Source organism: Streptomyces sp. NC-S4, from assembly GCF_054353315.1.
Genome location: NZ_CM135937.1, coordinates 1149276 through 1174687 on the forward strand (window position 1 = coordinate 1149276; position 25412 = coordinate 1174687).

Sequence of the window (25412 nt, forward strand, 5' to 3'; positions counted from 1 at the left end):
CCCCCGATTTCGCGCTACGCCCTCCCCGGCCGGTCCAGTATGGCCGCTGATGTACGCAGTGTGTACGGCGAGGGGCGGCTCCCGGGGCCCATGCGGCGCATCGCTTTCAAGATGTGACCTGGAGGCAGCTGCCAGCGTAGACCTGCGGGAATGCTGCGCAGTACGCGCCCGGTGAGGCGCAGGCGCCGGGTGACGCTGCGCGGGGCCGGTGCGGGCCGCCCGTACAGCTGGTGCGCCCAGCCCGGGAGGGAACCGTACGCCAGTCCGGCCAGTGGCGGCCACAGCAGGTTTCGGCCACGTACGAGGAGGGCAGGGACGGGCGGGCCGCGCAGGAAGTCGTCCACGGCGAGGGCGTCGGGGCCGGCGGCGAGCTCGGGGCGGATGCGTTCGAAGTACGCGGCGAGCCCGGCGGTGTCGGCGGGGACCCCGGCCGGGTCGAGTCCGACGAGGCGGGCGTTCACGCGGTTCTCGTCGACGTAACGGTCGGCCTGGGCGGGGGTGAGGGGGACGCCGGAGCGGCGCAGTACGTGCAGGAAGCTGTCGATCTGCGCGCAGTGGATCCACAGCAGCAGCTCGGGGTCGTCGACGGGGAAGCGTTCGCCGGTGTCCGGATCGGTGGCGGACAGTCTGCGGTGGATCGTGCGGACCCGGAGGCCGGCCTGCTCGGCGGCCTCCGTCGTGCCGTAGGTGAGGGTGCCGACGAAATCGGCGGTGCGCAGCAGCCGTCCCCAGGCGTCCGACCGGAAGTCGGAGTTCGCCATGACCCCGCGGACGGCGCGCGGGTGGAGGGCCTGGAGGTAGAGCGCGCGGAGCCCGGCGATCCACATCATCGGGTCGCCGTGGCACTGCCAGGTGACGGACGAGGGGCCGTACAGCCCCGGGTCGGCGCCGGGGCGCGGTCCGGTCCCGGTGGTCCCCATCCCGTACCTCCCCGTCGCAGGCGTCCGGCGGCTCCAGCCTACCGATCCGGGGCGGCCGTAGGAGGCCGTCGGAGGCCGTCAGCGATCCGTATGGACCGGGGCGGCGGCCGTCAGGGTCCCGTCAGGGGGTGGGGCCGGAGCCCTGGGGGCGGGGATGGCTTCGGCGAGGGAGCGCGCCGCCGCCGTCGCCGAGGGCGCGGTCCGTGCTCTTCGGAGAGGAGGTGCCCATGACCACGACCGAGGTCCGCGAGGCCGTCACCGCTGCGGACGACCTGTCCGTCTGGCCCGCCTCCACCGGCCGCCTCCCGCACGGCGGACTGGCCGTCGGCGGGGTGTCGCTGGCCGAACTCGCCGAGCGGTTCGACACCCCGGCGTACGTGCTGGACGAGGGCGAGGTGCGCGGGCGCTGCCGGATGTACCGCGAGGCCTTCCCGGAGGCGGAGGTGCTGTACGCGGCCAAGGCGTTCCTGTCCCGTGCCATGGTGCGATGGGTTCGCGAGGAGGGCCTGGGGCTCGACGTGTGCTCCGCCGGGGAGCTGGAACTCGCCGTCACGGCGGGCTTCCCGCCCGAACGGATCGTGCTGCACGGCAACGCGAAGTCGCCCCGCGACATCGGGGCGGCGCTGCGGCTCGGCGTCGGCCGGATCGTCATCGACAGCCAGTCGGAGATCGCGCGGCTGGCCGCGGGCGTGGGGACGGGCGCCGGGACGGGCATCGCGGCGGGCGGCCGGCAGAAGGTCCTGGTCCGGGTGGTCCCGGGCGTGTCGGCCGGCGGCCACGAGAAGATCCGTACGGGGACGGACGGCCAGAAGTTCGGCCTGTCGGCGGGCGACGGCTCCGCGCAGCACGCGATCGCCCGGATACTCGGACAGCCGCAACTCGACCTCGTCGGCCTGCACTGCCACATCGGCTCGCAGATCACGGAGGTGAAGCCGTACGTGACCGCCGTGCGCCGGATGGTGGGCCTGATGGCCCGGGTACGGCGGAGCCACGGCGTGGTGCTGCGCGAACTGGACATGGGCGGCGGGCACGGTATCCCCTACCGGCCGGGGGAAGCGGCGCTCGACCCGGACGCCCTCGCGCGCCGGCTCCGTTCGGAGCTGGTCGCGGGCTGCGCGGCGGCCGGGCTGCCCGTGCCCCGGCTCGCCATCGAGCCGGGGCGGGCGATCGTGGGCCCGGCCGGGGTGGCCCTGTACCGGGTACTGGCCGTCAAGCACACCGGGGAGCGGGTGTTCGTGGCCGTGGACGGCGGGATGAGCGACAACCCGCGGCCCGCGCTGTACGGGGTGCGGTACGCGCCCCGGCTCGTCGGCCGCCGGTCGACGGCGGATTCCCGTACGGCCACGGTCGTGGGCCGGCACTGCGAGGCGGGCGACATCCTGGCCGCGGACGTTGCGCTGCCCGCCGACGTCCGGCCGGGCGATCTGCTCGCGGTTCCGGTGGCGGGCGCGTACCAGCTGTCCATGGCGTCGGGTTACAACCTCGTGGGCCGCCCGCCGGTGATCGCGGTCCACGAGGGCACGGCGCGGCTGCTCGTCCGCCGCGAGACCCTGGACGACCTCCGCCGCCGGGACGTCGGGGTGTAGGCCGTCTGGCCGGGGCGTAGGCGGCATAGAGTTGCGGGGTGCAGCTCTACACGATCGGCGAGGCCGCCCAACTCCTCCGCGTCAGCACCGACACCGCTCGCCGCTGGGCGGACGCCGGCCGCTTCCCGACCCTGCGCGAGGGCAACAAGCGGATGGTGGAGGGCGTACACCTGGCCGCCTTCTGCGTGGCGCTCGCCCAGGAGGCGGCCGAGGGCGACGGCGAGTCCGCCACTTCCGCGCGCAACGCGCTGCCCGGGATCGTGACGGCGGTGACGCTCGGCGAGGTGGCCGCCCAGGTCGAGATCCAGGCCGGCCCGCACCGCGTGGTCTCCCTGCTGACCCGCGAGGCGGTCGAGGAGCTCGGACTCGCGGTCGGCGTGCAGGCCGTCGCCCGTGTGAAGTCCACCAGCGTCCACATCGACCTCGACTGAGCGTGTGCGGTGGGCCGCCCGCGCGACGCGGGCCGGGTCCGGCGCATGACAGGGTGAAGGCATGACGACGCACCGCGCACCCTCATCGCCTGCCCTCTCCCGGCCGTGGCCGGACTCCGCCGCGGCCACGGCCGGGACGCACGCGGACCTCGTCGCGGCGAAGGCGCTCGTCTACGACCCGTGCGGATTCACCTGCTCGCTGCCGGTCCCGGAGGCCGAGGGCGCCGCCTACGCCGCCCACACCTTCACGCTGGACGGCCGTGCCGTCCGGTTCCGCGCGGCGAAGACCACCCCCACGAAGGTCGGCCAGTTCGTCACCGTCTGGAAGCGCTCCGAGGCCGGTCCCATCCAGCCGTTCGACGCCGCGGACCCGGTGGACCTCTTCGTCATCAGCACGCGCGACGGTGACCGCTCCGGTCAGTTCGTCCTGCCCCTGGACGCACTGCGCCGGCACGGCGTCGTATCGACGGACGGATCCGGCGGGAAACGCGCCTTCCGCGTCTATCCGCCCTGGGTCACCACCACCAACCGCCAGGCCGGCAGCGCCCAGGAGTGGCAGCTGGAGCATTTCCTGGCCCTGCCCCGGGACGGATCCGTCGACCTGGTCCGCGCCCGGGAGCTCTACACGTGAGCCGCCCGGTCAGCGGCACGCTGCACCACGTCGAACTGTGGGTGCCGGACCTCGACCGCGCGATCGCCTCGCTGGGCTGGCTCCTGGAGGCCCTGGGCCACACGCCCTACCAGCAGTGGGCCGACGGCCGCAGCTGGCGTCTCGGGCCGACGTACCTGGTCGTCGAGCGGTCCCCGGCCCTCACGTCCGACCGGCACGACCGCTGCCGGCCGGGACTGAACCACCTCGCCTTCCACGTGGAGGACGCGGCCGCGGTCGAGCGCCTCGCCGGGGAGTCGGCCCGCCACGGCTGGCACCTGATGTTCCCGGACCGGCATCCGCACGCGGGCGGACCGCAGCACTACGCCGCCTACCTGGAGAACGACGACGGCTTCGAGGTCGAACTCGTCGCGATCCCCACCACCGGCTGATCACCGTCAGCGGGCCGGATCGCGGCCCGTGGCGCGTTGCCAGTCCTGGTAGGCGGCGACGGCGGTGGGGAGCGTGGGGAAGATGTGCTCCGGGCCGACGGTGGCCGTCAGGCCGTAGGCATCGAGGGGACTGCGCAGGTCCTGCTTGACACGGGCGAGTGCGAACACGATGTCCCGTCGGACGAGTTCGCAGCGCAGGGCCTCGACGGCGTCGAGGGCGGTGATGTCGACCTCGACGTTGGCCTCGGTGTTCAGGACGAACCAGTGGACGGGGTCGTGCTGGGCGGCGACCGAGGCCAGCGCCCGGCGGCGGAAGTCCTCGGCGTTGGCGAAGAACAGCGGTGAGTCGTAGCGGTAGATGAGCAGACCGGGAAGGGTGCGCGCGGTCGGGTAGTCGTCGATGTCGTGCATGCCGGCCAGACCGGGGACCATGCCCTCGACCGCGTCGTGGGGGCGGGCGACCCTGGTGAGCAGTTCGGCGACGGACAGCGCCACGGCGAGGAGAACGCCGTACAGGATGCCGAGGGCCAGGACGCCGAGACCGCAGCCGAGCGCCAGCAGGAACTCGCGGCGGCGGAAGGCTGCGAGCCTGCGGAACTCGCTCACTTCGACCAGGCGGACGGCGGCGTAGACGACGATGGCGCCGAGCGCGGCGGAGGGGGTGTGGCCGAGCAGCGGGCCGAGGAAGAGGAGGACGGCGGCCACGCAGGCGGCGCCGACGAGGGAGTACGCCTGGGTGCGGGCTCCCGAGGAGTCCGCGAGGGCGGTGCGGCTGGCACTGCTGCTGACCGGGAAGCCCTGCAGGAATCCGGCGCCGAGGTTCGCCGTGCCGAGGGCCAGGAGCTCCCGGTTGGTGTCCAGGGGGTGCGGGTCGTCGTGCCGGGCGAAGGCGCGTGCGGTCAGGACGACGTCGGTGTAGCCGACCAGGAGGACGCCGAGGGCCGGCAGCACCAGAGCGGCGAGGTCGGCCGGGCGCGGCAGGGCGAATTCCGGCAGGCCGGTCGGGACCGTGCCGATGACGTCGATCCCCTGGTTCTCGTCGAGTGCGAAGACGGCCACCACCGCCGTGGCGAGAACGAGGACGACGAGCGCTCCGGGCAGCGGTCGCCACAGCAGGGGCAGGGTGAACAGCAGGAGCAGGCAGCCCGCGGCCATCACGGTCGTGGGCCCGTCCAGGTCGCCGATGTGACGGAGGAACGAGAAGAGCCGGGGGAAGAACCCCGATCCGTCGGCGCTGGTCCCGGTGAGGCGGGGCAGCTGGTCCACGATCATGATGAAGGCGACCCCGGCCAGGTAGCCGACGAGGACGGGCCTGGAGAGGAGGTCGGCCAGGAAGCCGAGCCGGACGGCCCATGCGGCCAGGCAGAGCAGGCCGACGACGAGTGCCAGGGCTGCCGCGAGGGCCGCGTACCGCGCGGGGTCGCCCGCGGCCAGCGGTCCGACGGCCACGGCGGTCATGAGGGCGGTGGTCGATTCCGGTCCGACGGACAGCAGGCGTGAGGTGCCGCTCAGGGCGTAGAGGGCCATGGCGGGCAGGACGGCCCACAGGCCGACGACCGGGGGGAGACCCGCCACACCGGCGTACGCCATGACCTGGGGGACCAGGTAGGCGGCGACCGTGATCCCGGCCAGGACGTCGCCGCGTAGCCAGTTCCACCTGTAGCCACGGAGGGCGGGCGGGATCGCGGTGATCCGTCCGTGCTTCGGCATGGCACCTCCGGGACTCCGTGCGGGCCGTGCGGGCCGTGCGGGCCGTGCGGACCTGTGGCCCACCATCGTGCCGGGCGGAGGGCGGTGCGGAGGTGAAGCGCGCGAGCGGTCCGACCGCTACGGGCCTCGATGCCGATGCCCTCGGCCCGGGGCTGCAGGAGGTGCGCGCCCTCGTGCGCGACGACCAGGCCCCTGCCCTGCCGGGCCGCGAGCAGGGCCGCCGGTGCCGGTCCGGCAGGAACGCGGATGACGGTGTCGCCCGGCCGCGGGCCGGGTGTCCGCCGCCGGGAGCTCCGGCCGCGCGAGGCCCGGCATGGGCCGGTCGGCCCACGGTCGGGACCACCGGGCCCATGCGCGCGGCCGCCGGGAACACCAAGACTGAAGACGGACCCGGACAGGAGGCCTTCCATGATCACCCCGTCACCCACCCGTATCTCCGAGGCGCTGCCCGCCGACTGCCGCTCCCGTCTGATGGAACTGGCCCAGGAGGTCAACTTCGCCGAGGGCACGCGTCTCTTCCGCGAGGGCGGCCGCGCCGATCGGTTCTGGATCGTCCGTACCGGCACCGTCACCCTGGACGTCCACGTGCCCGGGCGGCGCGCCGCCGTCATCGAGACCCTCGGCGCCGGTCAGCTGGTCGGCTGCTCGTGGCTGTTCGAGCCGTACTCCTGGCGACTGGGCGCCGAGGCGATGACGCCCGTCCGCGCCCACGAGTTCGACGCGGCGCGCGTACGGATGCTGATGGACGCCGACACCGCCTTCGGCTCCGCCCTCGGCCACTGGGTCGGTCAGGTCCTCGCCCACCGGCTGCAGGCCGCCCGCGTGCGCCTTCTCGACCTGTACGCGCCCTACGGCAGCGGCAGCTTCCGCTGATCGTCCGCACCGCGAAGGAGCCGGTCATGCCCGCATCCCGCTACACCGTCAGTGACGTCATGACGCATACCGTCGTCGCCATCGGCCGCGAAGCGTCGTACAAGGAGATCGTCGAGCTGATGCACCAGTGGAAGGTCGGCGCGGTCCCCGTGCTGGAAGGCGAGGGCCGGGTCGTCGGCGTGGTGTCCGAGGCGGACCTGCTGCCGAAGGAGGAGTTCCGGCGTACGGAACCCGCGCTGCCCGAGCAGCTGGAGGAGGCTTCGAAGGCCGGCGCCGTACTGGCCGAGGAGCTCATGTCGAGTCCGGCGATCACCGTGCACCCCGACGCGCCCGTCGCCGAAGCCGCCCGGATCATGGCCCGCAAGCACGTCAAGCTCCTGCCCGTGGTGAACGCGCTCGGCATGCTGGAAGGGGTGGTCGGCCGGGGCGACCTCCTGAAGGTGTTCCTGCGGCCCGACGAGGAGCTCGAGGAGGAGATCCGCCGGACCGTGCTCGCCGATCTGGTGCCCGGGGTGTCCTTGGACTTCGCCGTGCAGGACGGCGTGGTCACGCTGCGCGGCCCGCTGCGGGACCGGGCCCTGGTCCCCCTGCTCGCACGGGCGGTCCGCGCGGTCGAGGGCGTCGTCGACGTCCGGATGGAGCCGGGGAGCACGGAGAGCGGCATCGCCGCCTAGTTCCTGAGACAATTCCGGTGGAAGCGCAGGGAGCGGACCGAACCCAGGGGCGATCATGTCCGAGGATCCGAACGGCTCCGCCGGGGCGCCGGTCAGGGTGTTCCTCCTCGACGACCACGAGGTGGTCCGGCGCGGGCTGCGGGACCTCCTGGAAGCGGAGCCGGACATCACCGTCGTGGGCGAAGCCGACACCGCCGAGCACGCGCTGGCCCGCGGGCCGGCGCTGCGTCCGGACGTCGCCGTACTCGACGTGCGGCTGCCCGACGGCGACGGCATCACCGTGTGCCGCGAGCTCCGCTCGCGCATGCCGGGCCTGGCCTGTCTGATGCTGACGTCCTTCGACGACGAGGACGCGCTGCTGGACGCGATCATGGCGGGCGCCGCCGGCTACGTGCTGAAGCAGATCAAGGGCTCCGACCTGGTGTCGGCCGTACGCACGGTCGCCACGGGCCAGTCCATGCTGGATCCCGCGACGACTGCCCGTCTGATGCGCTCCCTGCGCGACCCGGAAACGGAGAAGGCTCCGGAGGACGCCCGCCTGGCGGCCCTGTCGGAGCGGGAGCGGGCCGTCCTCGAACTGATCGGGGACGGCCTCACCAACCGGCAGATCGCCAAGCGGCTCTACCTGTCCGAGAAGACGGTCAAGAACCACATCTCGCGGCTGCTGGGCAAGCTCGGAGTCGAGCGCCGGGTCCAGGCCGCCGTCATCGCCGCCCAGGTGCACGAGCACAACGCGGGAACGGCGAAGGGTTAGGCCGTCGCCGGAGGCCGGTCACCTCTCGGCGGGGCCAGTGGCACCTGCCACTCCAGGCGGGTGCCCCGCTGCCCGTCGCCCCGCCCCGCGACCTCCATGCGGCCGCCCAGCCGTTCGGCCCGCTCGGCCAGGTTCCGCAGTCCGCTGCGGCGGCCGCCCTCGGACAGGCCCACGCCGTTGTCGGTCACGGTGACGGTCAGGTTCCCCCCGGCCGCGGCGACAGCGACCTCGGCCCGGGTGGCTCCGGCATGGCGGGCGACGTTGGTGAGGGCTTCGCCCACCACGGCGAGGGCCTCGTCCGCGACGGTCGGCGGTACGCCGGTGTCGATCAGCCCCTCCATCCGCAGGGCGGGGGCGAAGCCCAGGACCGCGGTGGCCCCGTCCAGGGCCCGGACGAGGCGGGCGCGCAGCGTGGACGCCTCACCGGGGGCCTCGTGCGCGCGGAGTCCGAAGATGGTGGAGCGGATGATCTTGATGGTGGCGTCCAGGTCGTCCACGGCCCGGGCGAGGCGTTCCGACGCCTGGGGATGGTCGACGAAGCGCTGTGCGCTCTGGAGCGTCATACCGGTGGCGAAGAGGCGCTGGATGGCCAGGTCGTGCAGGTCGCGGGCGATGCGGTCGTGGTCCTCCAGCAGGCTCAGCTGCTCGGCGTCGCGGCGCCGGTCGGCAAGCTCCAGCGCGAGGGCGGCCTGGCCCGCGAAACCGGGCAGCGCGGCGACCTCGGCGGTGGCGAACAGCGGGCGGCCGTGCCCGCGGGCCAGGATCAGGACGCCGCTGAGCCGTTCCTCGGTGCCGACGGCGACGGCGACCGCCGGGCCGAAGCCCGCCCATCGCTGCGGCTGCACGGTGACGCGCTCGTCGGTCGCCACGTCGGACACCGTGACGAGGCCGTCGCGGGCCAGTGCGGCCTCGGCGAGAGTGCCCCGGGTGCTGGGCAGGACGATCCCGCGGTGCGCCTCCGCTCCCGCTCCGAGGGCGATCGAGCCCGTCAGCTCGCCGGCGGAGCCGAGCAGGTAGAAGACGCCCAGGTCGGCGCCGGTGATGTCCTTGGCACGCGCCAGCATGCCCCGGAGGACCTCGTCCTCGGGTGCTCCCGAGAGCAGGGCGCTGGTGATGTCGGAGCCGGCCTCCAGCCAGCGCTCGCGCAGCCGGACCTCCTCGAAGAGCCGGGCGTTCTCGATGGCGATGCCGGCCGCGACGGCGAGGGTGGACAGCACCGCCTCGTCCTCGGCGTCGAACTCGGCACCGCCGCGCTTCTCGGTCAGGTAGAGGTTGCCGAAGACCTCCTCGCGGACCCGGATCGGCACTCCGAGGAAGGAGTGCATCGCCGGGTGGTGGGGCGGGAACCCGTACGAGGCGGGGTGCTCGGACAGCTCCGACAGCCGGAGCGGCTGGGGGTGGCGGATCAGCTCGCCGAGGATGCCGTGGCCGGAGGGCAGGTCCCCGATCCTCCTGCGGAGGCCGTCGCTGAGGCCGACGGGCAGGAACTCGGCCAGCTTCTTGTCGTCCCCGATCACGCCGAGGGCCCCGTACTCGGCGTCCACGAGCAGCACGGCGGCCTCGACGATGCCGCGCAGCACCTGCGGCAGGTCGAGTTCCCGGCCCACCGACATCACGGCTTCGAGCAGGCCGTTCAGCCGGTCTCGGGTGCCCCTGACCTCGTCGATCCGCGCCTGGAGTTCGTCCAGCAGCTCGTCGAGCCGCAGCCGTGGAACACCGCTCCGGGCGGGCTGATCGCATGCGCTCATGCCCTACCTCCGGCCGGCGACGAGGGCGACAGGGCCGTCGCCTCCACCGTAGCTCCGGGCCCGGGGACCCACCCGCTCCGTGCGGCCGAACGGGGCCGCCGTTCATGCCCGGGTCCCGAAGTCCTCGCCGGTCCGGGGGATGAGGAGGACGGGGCAGTGCGCGTGGTGCAGCAGGCTGTGCGTGACCCTGCCCAGGTTGGGGGCGAGCCCGAGGGGCCCGGGGACCCGGCGGCCGCCCATGACGAGCAGGTCGGCGTGGCGGGACGCCTCGACCAGGACTCCGGCGACGGAGACGCTCTTCTCCGCGTCGGCCTGCACGTCCAGGTCGGGGAACTCGCCTCGGATCACGTCCGTGGCGGCCCGCAGGGTCTCTTCGTGCCCGCTTGCCAACTCGTCGACGCCGTCGAGCATGGTGACCACCTGCCCGACGGACTGGAGGATGTTCCACACGTGCAGCAGCCGCAGGGAGGCCTTGCGCAGCTCGGCCTCCCGGGCGGCGTACCGGACGATCCGCAGGTCGTGCTCGTCGCGCACGGCTGCGAGCACGGTGCCGGTCTCCTCGGCCCCGTGGGTGCCCCGGACCACTATGACGGGGGTCATGGCGATGGCCGCGGTGCCCAGCCCCACCGATCCGAGCAGCAGGGAGTTGAACCCGCCCAGGCCCCGGTTGCCCACCACGACGGTGCCGTGGCGACCGGCGGCCCGGTGCAGCGCGGTGACGGCGTCCGCCCGGCTGAACTCGGTGGTCACATTCAGGCCGGGGTACTCCGCCGCCACTGCCTCCGCCGTGGCGTCCAGCAGCTCCCGCCCGTTGAAGCGGATCCGTTCGACGGTCTCCGCCGACAGGTACAGGGCCCTGCCTTCGGTGTCGGCCGCGTGGACGACGTGCAGGGGCCGGTCCCGGCGTACGGCCTCCCCGGCAGCCCACAGGGCGGCGCCGCGCGCCGGCTCCGAGCCGTCCACGCCGACGGTGACCGAGCTGGTGTCCGGGGTACGGAATGTGCTTTCCACGATTCCTCCCAACCGAGGATCCGATGAAGGACACCACTCACGCTGACACCTTCGGTGCCCCGGCAGGAGGGCCGCCCGGGACCTCCGACGGGACCGTTCAGCCCTCGATCACGGGGCGCACGCCGGGGGATGGTGGGGGCACGACAAGCACCGGACACACCGGCCTCGCGTGGGGCGGCGGAGCAGGAGGACCTCATGAAGCGCATCAAGGTGGCGGACCTCATGACCGACGAGGTCGTATCCGTGGCCCCGGTCACCGCCTTCAAGGACGTGGTGAAGCTCCTCGCCCAGTACGACATCTCGGGAGTCCCCGTCCTGGACGACGAGGACCGCGTCGTGGGGGTCGTCTCCCGGACGGACCTGCTGGCTCACGCGGCGGGCCCCCACGCGGTGGACCCGGACACCGACCGGCGGAACGGCTCGGGTACGGGACCGCCCACGGCGGGCGACGTCATGTCCGCGCCCGCGGTCACCGTCCACGCCGAGGAGACGGTCGCCGACGCCGCACGGCTGATGACCCGCCGGAGCATCGAACGCCTCCCCGTCGTGGACGTGGAGGACCGCCTCGTCGGCATCGTCACCCGCCGGGACCTGCTCCGCACGTTCCTGCGGCCGGACTCCGAGATACGCCGGCGCGTCACCGACGAGGTCCTCCTGGGGGTACTGGGCGTGCCGGCCGATGACGTCGAGGTCCACGTGGTGGACGGCATCGTCACCCTGGACGGCCGTGTCGAGCGCCGGAGCCAGCTCGCCGCGCTTCTCGGTCTCGTCGAACACCTCGACGGGGTCGTCGCGGTGGCATCGCGGGTGACCGCCCGCACCGACGACACGTCGACCGTTCACGCCGGCCGCGGCCGCCGCGCGATGCCGTGGTGATCCGGCGCCGGGGTGCGTGAGCCGATCGCGCGCCGGCCGATCCCCCGGTACCCACGTGAGGCCGTACAGACAGGAGCAGTGCCATGACCGCACCACAGCTCGACCCCGACACCGCGGCCCGGCTCGTCGAAGACGCCGTCACCGCCCCGTCCATGCACAACGCCCAGCCGTGGAGGTTCGTGTTCCGGGCGGGCAGCGGAGCCCTGGACCTGTACGGCGATCCGGACCGCGCCATGACGCGCTCGGATCCGGATCACCGTGCCCTCCACCTCGGTTGTGCCGCGGCGCTGTTCAACCTGCGCGTGTCGGCGGCCCGGAACGGCCTGCCCGTCCGCGTACGGCTCCTGCCGGACGACCGCGAACCGTGGCTGCTCGCCACGGTGACCCTCGACACGACCGCCGCCGAGGAAAGCGAGTTGGCCTCCCTGTACGAAGCCCTCCGGCGCCGTCGCACCAGCCGGTACCCCTTCGGCGACGAGTCGGTGCCCACCGCACTGCTGGACGGCCTGATGGCCGCGGCCCGCTGGGAGGACTGCCGGCTGACCGTCCCCGACCCGTGGCACATCGACACCGTGCTCGGGCTGGTCCGGGACGCGGAACACCGTGAGGAGATCGATCCGCTCGTCCGGGCGGAGACCGCGGCCTGGACCTCCCCCGTGCGGGGCGCCTTGGGTACGCGCGACGGCGTTCCCGCCGCCGCTTTCGGACCGAGGAGTTCCGCCGGCCCCGCGCCCGTACGCGACTTCGGCCGGGCCGGGTCGGCGGCGGACCGCGGCCGGGCCGTGTTCGAGAAGCGGCCGCAGCTGGCCCTGCTCAGCACTTCGGGGGACACGAGAGTCGACTGGCTGCACGCCGGCCAGGCGCTGGAGCGCGTCCTCCTGCAGGCCACCGCCGACGGACTGGCCACCTCGATGACCTCCCAGCCCCTGGAATGGCAGGAGCTGCGGTGGACGGTCCGCGATCCGGTGGCGGCCGCGGGACACGTCCAGATGGTCCTCCGCCTCGGCTACGGTCCCGCAGGACCCGCCACACCCCGCCGCCCGGTGACCGAGGTACTGGAAATCCGGGAAATCCGGGAAGTGCGGGAGGCCCGCGAGATCCGGGAGCGTGGGGCGACGGACGACTGACGCGCCCGCGCCGGGCCGAGGTCCGGGCGGGCGGGCGGTATCAGTCCTCGCCGGCTCCGGGGCCGGGGCGCGAACGGCCGGACCAGAGGGGCTCGACACCCGCCCACTCGGAGTCCCAGGCACGTGCGCAGCGCGCGTCCACGACGCGCAGGCGCACGGCGACGACGGCGCCACCGACGAGCACGGTCCCGGCCAGCGCACCGGCGCCGACCGCCGCCGCGTCCAGGGCGACGCGTGCCGGGTCGGGAGGCCCGGTGGCCACCCTGCCGTTGTCGTCGACCCATACGCGGACCGTGTCACCGCTGCGGGTCGCTGCCGGAACGCCGACGGTTGCCGTGTGCGTGCGGTGTGCGGGGTAGTGCCAGGTGGCGGTGGCCACGGTGATCGGCGGACTGCCCGGCCGGTCACCGGCTCGGTGGGTGGTCTCGCCGACCGTGGTCGCCGCCACGGCGTGGCGGTGGCGGGCGATCTCCTCGGCGGCGCGGTGCCCGCCCGTCCAAGCGGCCCGCCCGAGGGTGACACCGACGATCACGGCCAGCAGACAGGTCAGCGCGAAGGCGGCGTGCGTACGGGTCCGGGTGCGGTCGGCATCCCGCCTGAGCGGGTTGCTCCAGGTCGCCTTCCACCGTCGGTACATGGCGCGCCTCCGTCCACGGGCCGTGACGCCGCCGCCGGACATCATGACGGGTGCTCCTCGCTTCCGTGCCGGGGGGCTGATGCCAGTGTCGCGCGCCCGGTCGAGCTCCGCTTGGGCAGCCGGAACCACCGCTCCTGACCGGCGGCGACGTCCACCCTCCGGTCGCCGGGCAGGATCACGGGCACCGGGCCCAGGAGCGACGGGGGGACGCTGATGCCGAGCCGGCCGGGCCGGAAGCGGATACGGATGTCCCGGTGGCCCAGGTAGGAGATCGAGAACGCGGACCGGGGCACTTCGGACAGGGGAACCGGGTCGACGTGCAGGCCGTCGCCATGGGGTTCGAGTCCGACGATGCCGCGTTCGACGAGGTCGAGGGTGCCGCCCATGGCCCCGAGGTGGATCCCTTCGCCGGTGGTGCCGCCCTGGACGTCGGTGATGTCGCCGAGCAGGGCTTCCTGGCAGTAGCGCCACGCGTCCGGGCCCTGCAGCCGGGCGAGGACCCAGCCGTGCACGAGACTGCTGAGCGTGGAGCCGTGGCACGTGCGCCGCAGGTAGTGGGCGACCGTCCTGCGCCAGAGGTCGTCGTCGAGGCGGTATCCGAGCCGGGTGAACAGCAGTTCGAGTTCGGTGGGACGGAAGAGGTGGCCGAGCATGAGGGTGTCGGCCTGCTTGGACGCCTGGTAGCGGTTGGGGGTGTCGCCCTCGGCTTCCAGGATGCGGTCCAGGCGGCGGATGTCCCGGTACCGGGCGCGGTAGCCGGCCCAGTCGAGCTCCGCGAGGTCTCCGTAGCCGTGGAACTGGCTGATCACGTCCTGGTGGAACGGCACGTACAAGCGGTACGAGACGTCCTCCCAGGAGCGGAGGTCGTCGGCTCCGACGTCGAGTCGCGCGCGGAGTTCGGCGCGGCGGGCGGCCGGGAGTTCCCCGTACAGCTCGAGGGCGCGGGCGAGCACCCACGCGGCGGTGACGTTGGTGTAGGCGTTGTCGTCGATGCCGGGAGCGGCGGCGTCCGGGTAGGCGTCGTGGTATTCGTCCGGGCCGACGATGCCGCGGATCCGGTAGCGGCCGAGAGCACTGTCCCATGTCGCCGCACCGGCCCAGAAGTCGGCTATGTGCAGCAGGAGTTCGGCTCCGGGGCCGTGCATGAAGCCGATGTCACCGGTGGCCTGGCCGTACCGCCACACGTTCCAGGCGACGGCCGATCCGACGTGGTGCTGGAGGTGGGAGTGGTCGGGCAGCCAGCGGCCGGAGCGCGGGTTGAGGTGCAGCCGCTGCGTCTCTTCCGCCCCGGAACTGCCGCTCTGCCAGGGGAACATCGCTCCCCTGGCGCCGGCCCGGCGAGCCGCCTCCCGCGCTGCGGGGAGCCGCCGGTGCCGGTACATCAGCAGGGCGCGGGCGGTCTCGGGGAGGTGGAGGGCGAGGTAGGGCAGGACGAACAGCTCGTCCCAGAAGATGTGCCCCCGGTACGCCTCGCCGTGCAGGCCGCGGGCCGGGACCCCGGCGTCGAGCTCCGCGGTGTGCGGCGAGAGGGTCTGGAGGACGTGGAAGGCATGCAGCCGCAGCACGCCGCCGGTATCGCCGGGTACCTCCACCTCCCCCTCGCTCCACAGGCGTTGCCAGGCCGCCCGGTGGGAGGCCAGCAGGTGGGGGAAGTCCGGAGCGTGTGCGGCACGGTCGATGCTCCGGCTCAAGGGGTCGGCCTGGGGGCGGTCGAGCGAGGTGCACAGGGCGGCGGTCTTCACGACGACGACCCGGGCGGCCCGCCCGATCGGCAGGACGAAGGTCTGGGCGGCGGTGGTCGCGGTGCAGGCCCTGCCCGCCGGCGCCGCCGGACGTCCCGTGGTCCGGACCGCGAGCCCGATCCGGACCCGTGAGGTGCGGGTGGCGCAGGAAAGCCAGGCGGTGCCCTCCGCCTCCACCCCGGCCCGGTGCTCGACGAGGTGCCGCCCGGCCAGCGCGCGGTAGCGGTCGACGCCCTCGTTCGTGACGTCGCCGTCGAGTACGGACTCGATCTCGATCCTGCCGCTCCAGCCGTACGCCCTGAAGACCGTGTGCTGCGCCGCCAGGACCGGATCGCCCATGTGGACGAGACGGGTGTGCGTGACGCCCAGGCGGCGGCCCTCGGGGTCGTGGAAGAACATGCGGCGGGTGAGCGTTCCGGCGCGCAGGTCCAGCGATACGTGGCTGTGGCGCAGGGACGGGTGGTCGGGAGTGAGCCAGTCGCCGGGCGGTGCGCCCTCGGGCAGGCAGCGGTAGCGCAGGGCGGTCCAGTCCGGCAGCCGGACCATGTCCTCGTTGGAGACCGTTCGTCCGCCGATGTCGGAGGCGAGCCGGTCGTAGCAGCCGGCGAGGTAGGTACCCGGGTAGTGGATGTCGTCGGCGACGCTTTCGGGGGCCGAACCGCGGGTGACGAAGCGGCCGTTGCCCAGGGCGCACAGGGACTCGACCAGCCGCTCGGTCCCGGGGTCGTAGCGGTGGTACTCCCAGCGCCAGGGCGTGTTCACGGGCGGCGGTCCCCTTCGACGGCGGCGGGCAGTGCGGCGAGGCCGGGACGGAGGGAGCGGGCGTGCCGGGAGGCCGAGACGGCTGCGCACAGGATCGCCTTCTCCCGCAGTTCCCGGAGCGCGGGCCGGACGTCGTCGAAGGTACGGACGCCCTCGGTCCGCAGCATCGCGCGGAAGGCCTCCTCCTTCCGGGCGGCGACGGCGTGGACGGTGGCGCACCCGGGCGGGTCCTCGGGCGTTCCGGGCGGGAGGCCGATGTGGCGGGCGGCGAGGAAGGCGCGTACGCCGTCGAGGCGGGAACGGCCGTCGACCAGGTCCCGGTGGTCCCGGACGGGGTCGAACGGGCGTGGTCGCGCACCGGCGGGCGGTGACCGCCACTCGGGGAGGCAGCCGTCGAAGGTCTCCCGCCAGGCGGCCGCGTGGCGGTCCGCGGTGGCGAGGAGCACTCCGTCGGTGTCGAAGACGACCGCACGCAGGCCGTTCATGGGCCGTGCACCACGGCCCGGGGGTGCGACCTGCCGGACTCCTGCGGTGTGGTGCCCGGCATGGTCGTCACGGCGCTCATGGCGCTCACGGCGCTCATGGCGCTCATGGCGCTCACGGCTCCGGTGGCGGTACGGCGACCGTGTCGTGCCGGGGTCCGCCGAGCACCACGCCCGCCCGGGCGGACCATGCGGGTGCACATCTCGAACGCCTCGGGCACGCCGACGGCCTCGATGACCACGTCCGCCCCGAGGCCGTCGGTGAGGTCCTCCACCAGCCGCTCGGGCTCCTCGTCGGCGCTCGCGGTCGCATCGGCGCCGAGGTCGCGCGCGGCGGCGAGCCGGGCGGCGGCGAGGTCGACGGCGATGATCCGCCCGGGGCTGTAGAGCCGTGCCGTGGCCACGGCGGCCAGGCCGATGGGTCCGGCCCCGACCACGACGACGGTACCGACGGCCTCGTGCCCCAGGATGCGTCCGGGCGTCACGTCGGGGACGTCGCCCTTGTCGGTTTCGCAGATGGTGACGGCGTCGACCCGGACGATCGCGTCGGCGGCGTCCTTGACGGAAGGGTCCGGGACGTCCTGCCAGGAGGCCTGCCCGGGCCCGTGGAAGACGAGAGCCTTCATGGCGCGGCCTTCTCTCTCTGTGTCTGCCGTGCGCGTGCTCCGTGGGAGGGATCACCGCCAGGCTGTGCCCCGCACCCGCGTCCCGCTTGGGCCGGTCGGCCCCTTCCGGGGACCGGTCGGACCGCTCGCGACCGGCCGGTCCGGTGCGACGGTGGAGACCGGCTTCCCTCCCGGAAGGAGGCTGCGGACTCTTCCAGGGTGTCGCGGACCAGCGGCACCGCAACCGGGACCGGGACCGGGACCGGATCGCGTGGTCCCGTCCCCGGCCGCACGGATCTGAGGACCTTCCATGACCTCCACCCCGTACACCGTCGCCGACGTCATGACCGTCAACGTCGTCGCCGTCACCCCCTCGACCGGCTTCAAGGACATCGCCGCCGCGATGGAGCGGTGGAAGGTGACCGCCCTGCCCGTCATCGAGGGCGAGGGCCGCGTCGTCGGCGTGGTCTCCGAGGCCGACCTCCTGCCCAAGGAGGAGTTCCACGAGCACCGCCCGGGCCTGATCGAACAGATGCGCCGTCTCGGCGACACCGCCAAGGCCGGCTCCACCCGCGCCGAGAACCTGATGACCACCCCGGCCGTCACGATCCGCCCCGACGCTACCCTGCCCCGGGCCGCCCGCCTCATGGCCGACCGGCACGTCAAGCGCCTGCCGGTCGTCGACGCGGACGGCATCCTCAGGGGCATCGTCAGCCGGGCCGACCTCCTCAAGGTCTTCCTCCGCACCGACGAGGAACTCGCCACCGAGATCCGCCGCACCGTGGTGGGCCGCCTCTTCCCCCTCTCCGGTGAAGCGGTCGAGGTCACCGTGGTCCAGGGGATCGCCACCCTGACCGGTGAGGTGCGGGACCCCGGCCTGATCCCCCTGGCCGAACGCCTCGCCCGCTCCGTCGAGGGCGTCGTGGACGTCCGCTGCCGGCTCGGCCACCCGGCCGGAGCCGGCGGTTCCTGACGGCGTCCGCGGAGGTCAGCTGGTGCGGAAGCTGCCGGTGTACACGTCCGTACGGTTCTGCGGTGCACCGGAGTGGGTCTCGGTGAGCACCGCCCGTACCCCCTGGCCGTCCGCCACCAGGCCCTGGTAGTCGCCGAGGAAGTAGCCCCCGGCGAACGGTGCCTGCAGCCAGTCGAAGATCCTCGAGATGCGTCGCTCGGTCCGGCGCTTCGGGTCCCCGTGCGGCAGGGTGGCCAGCTGGTACGTGGTGGGCAGGGTGGTGGTGTCGCCGGGCTCGAGGAAGCGCAGGTCGTAGTAGGTGAGTGCGACCGTGCCCCGCTCGTCGACCGCGATCGACGGGGAGAAGGCCGGCACGCCGTCCGGGCTGATCAACTCCGGGGCTCCCCAGGTGCGTCCGCCGTCGGTGGAGCGCACCAGCTGGACGGAGTCGAAACTGCCACCGGAGAAGTCCGAGCCCTCGTACGCCATGTAGAGCGTGCCCGTCTTCGGGTCGACGGCCGGGCTGGGCAGGGTGGACGCGGCGCGCAGCAGCTTGGCGGGGTCGTTCGGGTCGACCTCCGGCACGGCGGTGTCCTTGGCCACGACGACCGGGGCGCCCCAGGTCTCTCCGGCGTCGGTCGAGGTGACCATCTCGTAGCGGGCTTCGACGACGGTGCTCAGGTCCTCGGAGTAGGTGATCCGGTCGAAGAAGTCGTACAGGGTGCCGGTGTTCCGGTCGACGACGATCTGATGGCCGATGGTCTGGGTGTCGGGCACGGCGCTGGTGTCGACGAAGGGCCGGGCCCCGCTCCAGGTGCGGCCCCCGTCGCGGGTGACGGAGATGTAGCCGGGACCGTCGAGGGAGCCGGGGCCGGGCGGGTCGTTGTCGAGGCGGTTCCAGACCTGGTAGGCGGTGCCCTTGCGGATCGGGTCGGCGGTGATCGAGGGCTTGTCGTTGAAGAACGGCTGCTCGTCGACGTGCGTGGTGGTGAGGTTCTGCCACGTGCGGCCGCCGTCGCGGGACGTGGCGGCCAGGAGGCCCGTGCGCGTGCTCTTGGTGAAGTCGACGCCCTCGCCGCTCACGTAGACGGTGCCGTCCGGTCCGGTGCTCACCCAGGGGTCGGTGGCCCGTTCGTAGTCCGCTCCGCCGGGGGCGCAGAGGCTGAACGGCAGCGTGCTCCGGTGGAAGGTGTGGCCGTCCGTACTCCAGCCGGCCACCAGGCCACGGGCGCCGCCGTCGTTCCAGCGGTCCTGCTGGAACACGGTGACCACGCGCTCGGGGTCGCGCGGATCGACGGACAGGTACGGCTCGACCTCGGTGCCCGGGTAGACGACGCTGTCCGGGGACCTCCCTCCGATGGTGCACGTCGCGTACGGGTCGCCTTCGGACACCCTGACCAGTGGTGTGCCGTCGGGGTCGGGGTTCCGGTCCGCTGCGGCGGGAGTCGCGCCGGCGACCGTGACGAGCAGGAGCGCGGCGGTGGTGAGGGCGGTCAGGGGTGGGAAGACGCGTCGCATGCGGGTTCTCCTGCGGGCCGGCCGGCTGGGACACGGAGGCCTACCGGAACGCGAGGGTGGGGCAACTCCGCTTGTTCCATTTCGGCGTTGCGGCCGGTGCCCTTGATCGGCCGAACGTGGTTGCGCGCCCGGAAGGCCCGGCGCTCCCCGGCCGCGGGTCGTCGGCGCTGACGTGCCGTTCCCGGTCGTCCTGCCAGAACTTCACCGTCAAGCCCGGTTCCAACTGCGGTACTTGGTACGCAGCCCAGACGGCGGCGTTCCGGGTCGAGGTGGAGCCGGCAGGGCCCGGCCCTCCAGCGGAAGACTCCGCGGCCGGCCCCTGCGAACGGCATCCGCGCTCGGGCGTGTCGGCCGTCGGAGTCGGTCCTCGTCGATCGGTCCTCCCCGGCCGCGGCCCGCCGGCCGATCGTAGGAATCACCAGCTCACACCCGCGAAGTGGTCCCGGAACTGGTGGGACATCCACTGAGTTTTCCCGGCGCGGCGGTGTTGACTGCGTCTGACTCTCCATCACACCACAGCAGGTCGACTCCTCCCGTCGGCGTGCCGCGACATCCCCAAGGGGCGGGTACGTTGAAGACTTCCACACCACGCGGAGCCGGGCTCGTGCTCGGCTCCGCAGCCGCACTCGTAGCCGGGCTGTGTCTGGCACCGGCCGCCCAGGCCGCACCGGATCCCACCGTCTCCTTCGGCGGGGCGACCGCCGTCCCGCTCCCGGCGGGCTCCGGTAAGGGCACTGCCCCGGCGCTGGGCGACCTGAACGGCGACGGCAAGGCCGACCTCGTCACCCCGGTCAAGGGATCGAACACCCTGGTGGCCGCGCTCGGCGACGGCAAGGGCGGCTTCGGCCCCGGTGTCTCCTTCGGGCTCGACACCGGCACCTTCCCGACGGCGGTCGCGCTCGCGGACCTCAACGGTGACGGCCGGCTGGACGCGGTCGTCGCCGCGGCCCTGACCAAGCAGCCCACGCAGCACGGCACGGAAAGCATGGGCAGCGTCGTCGAGCTGCTCGGCGACGGCAGGGGCGGCTTCGCCCCGGCCACCTCCTACTCCGCGCCGACGCTGGTCAACCCGTCCACGAACGCGATGTTCCCCGTGGACATCACGGTCGCCGACATGAACGGTGACGCCAAGCCGGACGTGCTGACGTCCAACAGCAACGGCGACAACGTCTCGGTGTGGACCAACGACGGCACCGGCGCGCTGGGCACCGCGAGCAACTACTACGTGGGCGGCGGCCGGCCCAGCAGCTACTCCGCCGGGCAGCTCCGTCCTTCCGGCTTGAAGGCCGGCGATGTGAACGGCGACGGCAAGCTCGACGTGGTCACCGTGAACGCGGGTACGTCCGACATCTCCGTCCTCCTCGGCGACGGCAAGGGCCGTCTCGGCCCGGCCACCCGCTTCGCCGACGGCGTCTTCCTCGGCCGGGCCATCGCCCTCGGCGACGTGAGCGGCGACGGCAAGCAGGACGTGGTCGTCGCGCACACCGACCGGACGATCACCGTCTTCCTCGGCGACGGCGCCGGAGCCTTCGGTGCCCCGGTCACCTACCCGGTCGGCGGCAGTGCTCTCGAGGGCGTGGCCATCACCGACGTCAACACGGACGGCAAGCCGGACCTGGTCACCAACAACGGCCCTGACAACCAGCCCACCGTCCTGCTCGGCGACGGCACGGGTACCTTCCGCAACGCAAGCCCGCTCTACGACGTGAAGGGAGGCGCAAACGGCTCGTACGCTGTCGGAGACCTGAACGGCGACGGACGGCCCGACCTGGCGGCCGCCTCCACTGCTGCGGGCGTCGCGGCGCAGGTGCTGCTGAACGCCTCGAAGCCGAACCGCACGGCCCAGTCGATGTCGATGCAGGTGGCCAAGGCGCCCGGTGTCCTGTCGATGGAGGTGAACCTGCCGGCCGTCGACTTCGGCACGCTGTCACCCGGCACCGTCGGCACCGCGGCCGGACTCGGCACGTTCAAGTACACCAACACCCTCTCCACCAACGCCCCCTGGTCGGTGACCGTTGCCGCCACCGACCTGGTCAGCGGCACGGGCACCATCGGATGGAGCAATCTGAATATCACGGCCGGCGGACACCTCAATGGGACCGGCGGCCAGTGGACGGGCACCGCCGAGCCGGGCCCGGGCGGCCACTTCCCCGAGGGTGCCGATCCACAACCGGGCACCAGCCTCTCCCCGGCCGTGACGACGGCGACCGGTGACGGCGGAACCCGCGGTGCCTTCACCCACGACGGGTCGACGGCGCAGTGGAACATCCCCGCGCAGACGGTCCCCGGCTCGTACAGCGGCACCCTGCAGTACACGATCACCGGCTGATCCCATGACCAGCTGTCTGCGCGCCCGGGGCGGCGCCACCGCCACCCACCGGGCACGGTTCCCTGCCCTGTGGTGCCTCCTCCTCACGGGTCTCGTGCTCGCTCTCGCTCCGGCGCCGGGCGCGCAGGCAGCGCCGGCCCCCGTACCGTCGCCCGCTCCACCCGAATCGGCTGCGGGGGCGCCGTTCGGCGTGCAGGCCGGGCTCTACGGTCTGACGACGCTGACCGGCGGGCACTTCGGGTACGCGCTGAAGGCCGGCGCCCGGATCGAGGATTCCGCGGTCATCTACAACGAGAGCGACGAGGCCCGGACCTTCCACCTCTACGGTGCCGACGTCGCCAACGCGGCCGGCGGCGGCCTGGCCCCCGCGCAAGAAGGCCGGCAGATGCGTGCGGTCGGGGCCTGGCTGAAGCTGGACTCCGAGGCCACCGTCACCGTGCGGCCGAAGAGCAGGGCCACGGTTCGCTTCTCCCTCGCGGTCCCCGACGGCACCCCGCCGGGCAGCTACCTCGGCAGCCTGGTCACCGCGCTGCGCACCCCCGCCGTCAGCGGCGGCGTGAACACCGAGACCCGTATCGCCCGGCTGGTCGAGGTCACCGTCCCCGGCACCGCCGACCTCCAGGTCTCCCTCACGGAACTGGAACACCGGCCTGCGAGCGGCGGCGAGGAGTTCACGGTGACCGTACGCAACACGGGCAACGTCCTCTACACCCTCGCCGGAACGCTGAACATCAGCGGCGGCGGCTCCGCGCGTACCGTCCCGCTCACCCCCACGGGGATCTACGTGATCCCCGGCGGCAGCGCCACCATCACCGGCCGCCTCGCCGGCCTCCCCGCTCTCGGCCGCCGCGCGGTCACCGCCTCGGTGACCGCCTCGGTTCCCGGCGGCGCGGCGAAGACCGTGGACAGCAACACGGTCCGCCTGTCCTACTTCCCCTGGCTCACCGCGACCCTCACCATCGGCGGCCTCCTCGCCCTGGGCCTTCTCCTCGTCATCACGCGCAAGCGACGGCGTGCCTGGCTGCGGCGTCGCGCGGGGGAACGTACCGCGCTGCGCGCCCTGCGGCGGGAACTGCGCGCCGGGACCCCGCCCGCCGACGACCCCCACGAAGCGCAGGCAGGCGGCGCACTCCCGTAGGAGCGTCCCCTCCACGGCCTCCGTCTGTTGTCACAGTGACCTAGCGGCGTACGCGCGGCATGCCGAGGCCGATCCAGGAGATGATCTCGCGCTGGATCTCGTTGTTGCCCCCGCCGAAGGTGAAGATCACGGCGCTGCGGTAGCCGCGTTCGAGCTCGCCGTGCAGGACCGCGCCCGCGGAGCCGTCCTTGAGGGAGCCGGCCGCGCCGACGATCTCCATCAGCCAGGCGTACGCGTCCCGGCGGGCCTCCGAGCCGTACACCTTGACCGCGGAGGCGTCCTGCGGGGTGAGGGTGCCGTTCTGGACCGCGCCCACCATCTGCCAGTTGAGCAGCTTCATCGCGTCGAGCCGGGCGTGGGTGCGCGCGAGACGGCCGCGGACCCAGGAGAGGTCGATGACCCGGCGTCCGTCGGCGAGTTTCGTCGCGGCGGCCCAGCGCTGGACGTCGTGCAGGGCCCGGATGGCCATCGTGCCGTGTGCGGCGAGGGTGACGCGTTCGTGGTTGAGCTGGTTGGTGATCAGGCGCCAGCCCCTGTTCTCCTGGCCTACGCGACGGCTCGCCGGGACGCGGATGTTCTCGTAGTAGCTGGCGGTGGTGTCGTGCGAGGCGAGGGTGTTGATGAGGGTGCAGGAGTAGCCGGGGTCCGAGGTCGGGACCAGGAGCATGGTGATGCCCTTGTGGGCCGGGGCGTCCGGGTCGGTGCGCACGGCGAGCCAGACCCAGTCGGCGGTGTCTCCGTTGGTGGTCCAGATCTTCTGTCCGTCGACGACGTACGTGCCGGTCTCCTCGTCGCCCTCGCGCACGGCCTTGCACTTGAGGGCGGCGAGGTCGGTGCCTGCGTCGGGCTCGCTGTAGCCGATGGCGAAGTCGATCTCCCCGGCGAGGATCTTCGGCAGGAAGTACGCCTTCTGCTCGTCGGTGCCGAACTGCATGATGGTCGGCCCGACCGTGTTGAGCGCCATCAGCGGCAGCGGTACAACCGCCTGCGCTGCCTCGTCGAAGAAGATGAACTGGTCCATCGCCGTCATCCCGCGGCCGCCGTACTCCTTCGGCCAGCCGACCCCCAGCCAGCCGTCGGCGCCGAGCCGTCGGATGGTGTCCCGGTAGAAGCGCTTCTGGGCGGCCGGGTCCTCGTAGCGGGCGTAGACGTCCTGCGGCACGAGCTCGGCGAAGTAGGCGCGCAGTTCAGTGCGCAACTGCTGCTGCTCGGGCGTGTATTCGAGGTGCACGGGCCCCTCCGGGTCTCGCGGTCCAGCCGGTCGCTGTGGTGGCGGCGGTCAGAGTAGAACCTGTTACAAGAATTCGGAAGGACCCGGGTGCGCCCGTTCGGGGCCGGCGTTCATAATCGCGACCATGACGAGCCCACGCAGCAGAGCGGAATTCTTCGTCGAACCCGAGCGGGACGGCCGCTTCAGCGGCCCGGCCACCGGTGACGAGCGGCGGATGCTGGTCGCCTTCCTGGCGGATCACCGCGCCACCCTGGAGCTCAAGTGCAAAGGCCTGGGCGCGGAGTTGGCGTACCGGTCGGTGGAGCCGTCCACGCTCTCCCTGCTCGGCCTGGTCCGGCACCTGGCCGATGTGGAGCGCCACTGGTTCCGGCAGGTCCTGGCGGGGCAGGACGCACCGCCCCTGTTCTCCTCGGCGGAGGATCCCGACGGGGACTTCGACGGAGCCCTGTTCGATCCCGCGGCGGTCGAAGCGGTCTGGGAGGCGTGGCGCACCGAAGTGGCCTTCGCCGAGGGCTTCGTGGCCGAGGCACCCGATCTGGACGTCGAAGGCGTCGACGAGTGGCGCGGCAGGGTGTCGCTGCGCTGGGTGCTGATCCACATGGTCGAGGAGTACGCGCGGCACAACGGGCACGCCGACCTGCTGCGCGAGCGGATCGACGGGGCCATCGGCATCTGAGGGGTCGGCGAGCCGCTCGCCCCGCCCCCGACGTCAGGTGAAGAGGTACAGGACGTCGAAGTGGACGAGGTCGCGGGCCGTGTCGAAGAGGTACCGGCCCGAGGGGACTCCGTCCGAGGCCGGGCCGGCAGCGCCCCGGCCGTTCGCGTACGCGTCGAACCCGGCGCTGTGCTGCCAGGACGCGGCGGCGGGCAGGTGCTCCTTCAGCGCGGCGGGCAGGTCGGCCGGCGCGCCCGCGGCGGCGAAGGCGTGGTCGGGTCTGCCGGTGATCGCGGCCGCGCCGCCGGCCGGCAGGTGGGCGACGCCGACCACCCGGATCCGGGAGTCGGGGCCCGGGATGCTCCGGTCGCCACCCGGCCCGTCGATGTCGTAGCCCAGCCAGTGCGCGTCGGTCAGCTCGCCCAGGAACGGCCCGAGCCTGCGGTTCAGCGGCTCCAGGTCGGTGCGGACCTCGGGCCGGCGCGGCGACCGCGGCCACAGGAGGTACGTCATGCCCCCGCCCACCGTCAGCAGCGGGAGGCCGGCGATCAGCAGGAACCGGCGGCGATCGGTACGTCCCCGCCGTGTGTCCATGATCGCCGCCCCCTGT

The 25412-nt window shown here is 73.2% G+C and carries 24 protein-coding genes; 13 read left to right on the plus strand and 11 right to left on the minus strand.

The annotated features are described in order from the left end of the window. Window positions 1–14: 14 nt before the first annotated feature. On the minus strand, window positions 15–920 hold the full coding sequence (locus ACXNSR_RS04750) for an oxygenase MpaB family protein (RefSeq protein WP_458640880.1): 906 nt from the start codon (window positions 918–920) through the stop codon (window positions 15–17). Window positions 921–1147: 227 nt separating this feature from the next. Between ACXNSR_RS04750 and lysA the strand changes: the two genes are divergently transcribed. The 4 genes from lysA to ACXNSR_RS04770 all read left to right on the plus strand — a co-directional run bounded on the left by lysA (window position 1148) and on the right by ACXNSR_RS04770 (window position 3978). Further along, entirely contained in the window at window positions 1148–2506 is a 1359-nt protein-coding gene (lysA, locus tag ACXNSR_RS04755; RefSeq protein WP_458640881.1) for a diaminopimelate decarboxylase, read from the plus strand. 38 nt (window positions 2507–2544) lie between these two features. After that, on the plus strand, window positions 2545–2937 hold the full coding sequence (locus ACXNSR_RS04760) for a TOBE domain-containing protein (protein WP_189748212.1): 393 nt from the start codon (window positions 2545–2547) through the stop codon (window positions 2935–2937). A gap of 61 nt (window positions 2938–2998) precedes the next feature. Continuing rightward, on the plus strand, window positions 2999–3568 hold the full coding sequence (locus ACXNSR_RS04765) for a MepB family protein (protein WP_458640882.1): 570 nt from the start codon (window positions 2999–3001) through the stop codon (window positions 3566–3568). After that, the gene (locus ACXNSR_RS04770; protein WP_458640883.1) at window positions 3565–3978 is read left to right on the plus strand and encodes a VOC family protein; all 414 of its coding nucleotides are present in this window, start codon (window positions 3565–3567) and stop codon (window positions 3976–3978) included. Before ACXNSR_RS04765 ends, ACXNSR_RS04770 begins: the two co-directional genes overlap by 4 nt. 6 nt (window positions 3979–3984) lie before the next feature. Here ACXNSR_RS04770 and ACXNSR_RS04775 read toward each other — a convergent pair whose 3' ends face one another. Beyond that, complete coding sequence (locus tag ACXNSR_RS04775) at window positions 3985–5688, minus strand: SulP family inorganic anion transporter (RefSeq protein ID WP_458640884.1); 1704 nt, start codon at window positions 5686–5688, stop codon at window positions 3985–3987. A gap of 408 nt (window positions 5689–6096) precedes the next feature. Here ACXNSR_RS04775 and ACXNSR_RS04780 point away from each other — a divergent pair, with 408 nt between their 5' ends. Genes ACXNSR_RS04780 through ACXNSR_RS04790 form a run of 3 tightly spaced genes read left to right on the plus strand, consistent with a single transcriptional unit; the run spans window position 6097 to window position 7989 of the window. After that, window positions 6097–6561 carry a Crp/Fnr family transcriptional regulator gene (locus ACXNSR_RS04780; protein ID WP_458640885.1) on the plus strand — a complete coding sequence of 155 codons (465 nt, stop codon included), beginning with the start codon at window positions 6097–6099 and terminating at the stop codon, window positions 6559–6561. 26 nt (window positions 6562–6587) lie between these two features. Beyond that, window positions 6588–7235 (plus strand): CBS domain-containing protein, encoded by a 648-nt coding sequence (locus ACXNSR_RS04785; protein WP_458640886.1) that lies wholly within the window; start codon window positions 6588–6590, stop codon window positions 7233–7235. A gap of 55 nt (window positions 7236–7290) precedes the next feature. Beyond that, window positions 7291–7989 carry a response regulator gene (locus ACXNSR_RS04790; protein WP_458640887.1) on the plus strand — a complete coding sequence of 233 codons (699 nt, stop codon included), beginning with the start codon at window positions 7291–7293 and terminating at the stop codon, window positions 7987–7989. Here ACXNSR_RS04790 and ACXNSR_RS04795 read toward each other — a convergent pair. Together ACXNSR_RS04795 and ACXNSR_RS04800 are read right to left on the minus strand one after the other, a co-directional pair. Next, window positions 7986–9737 (minus strand): sensor histidine kinase, encoded by a 1752-nt coding sequence (locus ACXNSR_RS04795; protein WP_458640888.1) that lies wholly within the window; start codon window positions 9735–9737, stop codon window positions 7986–7988. The two genes, ACXNSR_RS04790 and ACXNSR_RS04795, sit on opposite strands and share 4 nt — an antisense overlap. A 102-nt stretch (window positions 9738–9839) precedes the next feature. Then, complete coding sequence (locus tag ACXNSR_RS04800; RefSeq protein ID WP_458640889.1) at window positions 9840–10748, minus strand: universal stress protein; 909 nt, start codon at window positions 10746–10748, stop codon at window positions 9840–9842. A gap of 195 nt (window positions 10749–10943) precedes the next feature. Here ACXNSR_RS04800 and ACXNSR_RS04805 point away from each other — a divergent pair, with 195 nt between their 5' ends. Both ACXNSR_RS04805 and ACXNSR_RS04810 read left to right on the plus strand, forming a co-directional pair. Continuing rightward, a complete protein-coding gene (locus ACXNSR_RS04805; RefSeq protein ID WP_458640890.1) occupies window positions 10944–11624 on the plus strand; it encodes a CBS domain-containing protein in 681 nt (226 codons plus the stop codon). An 83-nt stretch (window positions 11625–11707) separates the two neighbouring features. After that, window positions 11708–12751 (plus strand): Acg family FMN-binding oxidoreductase, encoded by a 1044-nt coding sequence (locus ACXNSR_RS04810; RefSeq protein WP_458640891.1) that lies wholly within the window; start codon window positions 11708–11710, stop codon window positions 12749–12751. A 40-nt stretch (window positions 12752–12791) separates the two neighbouring features. Here the strand turns inward: ACXNSR_RS04810 and ACXNSR_RS04815 are convergent, their stop codons facing one another. From ACXNSR_RS04815 to ACXNSR_RS04830, 4 genes are read right to left on the minus strand one after another with little or no spacing between them, the layout of a single operon-like run. Continuing rightward, on the minus strand, window positions 12792–13388 hold the full coding sequence (locus ACXNSR_RS04815) for an Rv1733c family protein (RefSeq protein WP_458640892.1): 597 nt from the start codon (window positions 13386–13388) through the stop codon (window positions 12792–12794). A gap of 41 nt (window positions 13389–13429) precedes the next feature. After that, window positions 13430–15892 carry a glycoside hydrolase family 65 protein gene (locus ACXNSR_RS04820; RefSeq protein ID WP_458640893.1) on the minus strand — a complete coding sequence of 821 codons (2463 nt, stop codon included), beginning with the start codon at window positions 15890–15892 and terminating at the stop codon, window positions 13430–13432. Continuing rightward, the gene (locus ACXNSR_RS04825; protein ID WP_458640894.1) at window positions 15889–16377 is read right to left on the minus strand and encodes an HAD family hydrolase; all 489 of its coding nucleotides are present in this window, start codon (window positions 16375–16377) and stop codon (window positions 15889–15891) included. Before ACXNSR_RS04825 ends, ACXNSR_RS04820 begins: the two co-directional genes overlap by 4 nt. Beyond that, the gene (locus tag ACXNSR_RS04830) at window positions 16374–17000 is read right to left on the minus strand and encodes a zinc-binding dehydrogenase (RefSeq protein ID WP_458640895.1); all 627 of its coding nucleotides are present in this window, start codon (window positions 16998–17000) and stop codon (window positions 16374–16376) included. Before ACXNSR_RS04830 ends, ACXNSR_RS04825 begins: the two co-directional genes overlap by 4 nt. A gap of 289 nt (window positions 17001–17289) precedes the next feature. Between ACXNSR_RS04830 and ACXNSR_RS04835 the strand changes: the two genes are divergently transcribed. After that, the gene (locus ACXNSR_RS04835; RefSeq protein ID WP_458640896.1) at window positions 17290–17952 is read left to right on the plus strand and encodes a CBS domain-containing protein; all 663 of its coding nucleotides are present in this window, start codon (window positions 17290–17292) and stop codon (window positions 17950–17952) included. Window positions 17953–17967: 15 nt separating this feature from the next. Here the strand turns inward: ACXNSR_RS04835 and ACXNSR_RS04840 are convergent, their stop codons facing one another. Further along, entirely contained in the window at window positions 17968–19449 is a 1482-nt protein-coding gene (locus ACXNSR_RS04840) for a sialidase family protein (protein WP_458640897.1), read from the minus strand. A gap of 604 nt (window positions 19450–20053) precedes the next feature. Here ACXNSR_RS04840 and ACXNSR_RS04845 point away from each other — a divergent pair. Both ACXNSR_RS04845 and ACXNSR_RS04850 read left to right on the plus strand, forming a co-directional pair. Further along, complete coding sequence (locus ACXNSR_RS04845; protein ID WP_458640898.1) at window positions 20054–21778, plus strand: FG-GAP repeat domain-containing protein; 1725 nt, start codon at window positions 20054–20056, stop codon at window positions 21776–21778. A 4-nt stretch (window positions 21779–21782) separates the two neighbouring features. Then, entirely contained in the window at window positions 21783–22916 is a 1134-nt protein-coding gene (locus tag ACXNSR_RS04850; protein ID WP_458640899.1) for a COG1470 family protein, read from the plus strand. A 40-nt stretch (window positions 22917–22956) separates the two neighbouring features. Here the strand turns inward: ACXNSR_RS04850 and ACXNSR_RS04855 are convergent, their stop codons facing one another. Then, on the minus strand, window positions 22957–24147 hold the full coding sequence (locus ACXNSR_RS04855) for an acyl-CoA dehydrogenase family protein (protein WP_458640900.1): 1191 nt from the start codon (window positions 24145–24147) through the stop codon (window positions 22957–22959). 124 nt (window positions 24148–24271) lie between these two features. Here ACXNSR_RS04855 and ACXNSR_RS04860 point away from each other — a divergent pair, with 124 nt between their 5' ends. Beyond that, window positions 24272–24823 carry a DinB family protein gene (locus ACXNSR_RS04860; RefSeq protein WP_458640901.1) on the plus strand — a complete coding sequence of 184 codons (552 nt, stop codon included), beginning with the start codon at window positions 24272–24274 and terminating at the stop codon, window positions 24821–24823. A 33-nt stretch (window positions 24824–24856) separates the two neighbouring features. Here the strand turns inward: ACXNSR_RS04860 and ACXNSR_RS04865 are convergent, their stop codons facing one another. After that, window positions 24857–25396 carry a hypothetical protein gene (locus ACXNSR_RS04865; protein ID WP_458640902.1) on the minus strand — a complete coding sequence of 180 codons (540 nt, stop codon included), beginning with the start codon at window positions 25394–25396 and terminating at the stop codon, window positions 24857–24859. Between the last annotated feature and the right edge of the window lie 16 nt (window positions 25397–25412).

Excerpts from the sequence above, each read along its gene's own strand:
- ACXNSR_RS04750 (WP_458640880.1), bottom strand. The coding sequence starts at position 920 with ATGGGGACCACCGGGACCGGACCGCGCCCCGGCGCCGACCCGGGGCTG.
- lysA (WP_458640881.1), top strand. The coding sequence starts at position 1,148 with ATGACCACGACCGAGGTCCGCGAGGCCGTCACCGCTGCGGACGACCTG.
- ACXNSR_RS04765 (WP_458640882.1), top strand. The coding sequence starts at position 2,999 with ATGACGACGCACCGCGCACCCTCATCGCCTGCCCTCTCCCGGCCGTGG.
- ACXNSR_RS04775 (WP_458640884.1), bottom strand. The coding sequence starts at position 5,688 with ATGCCGAAGCACGGACGGATCACCGCGATCCCGCCCGCCCTCCGTGGC.
- ACXNSR_RS04780 (WP_458640885.1), top strand. The coding sequence starts at position 6,097 with ATGATCACCCCGTCACCCACCCGTATCTCCGAGGCGCTGCCCGCCGAC.
- ACXNSR_RS04785 (WP_458640886.1), top strand. The coding sequence starts at position 6,588 with ATGCCCGCATCCCGCTACACCGTCAGTGACGTCATGACGCATACCGTC.
- ACXNSR_RS04790 (WP_458640887.1), top strand. The coding sequence starts at position 7,291 with ATGTCCGAGGATCCGAACGGCTCCGCCGGGGCGCCGGTCAGGGTGTTC.
- ACXNSR_RS04795 (WP_458640888.1), bottom strand. The coding sequence starts at position 9,737 with ATGAGCGCATGCGATCAGCCCGCCCGGAGCGGTGTTCCACGGCTGCGG.
- ACXNSR_RS04805 (WP_458640890.1), top strand. The coding sequence starts at position 10,944 with ATGAAGCGCATCAAGGTGGCGGACCTCATGACCGACGAGGTCGTATCC.
- ACXNSR_RS04810 (WP_458640891.1), top strand. The coding sequence starts at position 11,708 with ATGACCGCACCACAGCTCGACCCCGACACCGCGGCCCGGCTCGTCGAA.
- ACXNSR_RS04815 (WP_458640892.1), bottom strand. The coding sequence starts at position 13,388 with ATGTACCGACGGTGGAAGGCGACCTGGAGCAACCCGCTCAGGCGGGAT.
- ACXNSR_RS04825 (WP_458640894.1), bottom strand. The coding sequence starts at position 16,377 with ATGAACGGCCTGCGTGCGGTCGTCTTCGACACCGACGGAGTGCTCCTC.
- ACXNSR_RS04830 (WP_458640895.1), bottom strand. The coding sequence starts at position 17,000 with ATGAAGGCTCTCGTCTTCCACGGGCCCGGGCAGGCCTCCTGGCAGGAC.
- ACXNSR_RS04835 (WP_458640896.1), top strand. The coding sequence starts at position 17,290 with ATGACCTCCACCCCGTACACCGTCGCCGACGTCATGACCGTCAACGTC.
- ACXNSR_RS04840 (WP_458640897.1), bottom strand. The coding sequence starts at position 19,449 with ATGCGACGCGTCTTCCCACCCCTGACCGCCCTCACCACCGCCGCGCTC.
- ACXNSR_RS04850 (WP_458640899.1), top strand. The coding sequence starts at position 21,783 with ATGACCAGCTGTCTGCGCGCCCGGGGCGGCGCCACCGCCACCCACCGG.
- ACXNSR_RS04860 (WP_458640901.1), top strand. The coding sequence starts at position 24,272 with ATGACGAGCCCACGCAGCAGAGCGGAATTCTTCGTCGAACCCGAGCGG.
- ACXNSR_RS04865 (WP_458640902.1), bottom strand. The coding sequence starts at position 25,396 with ATGGACACACGGCGGGGACGTACCGATCGCCGCCGGTTCCTGCTGATC.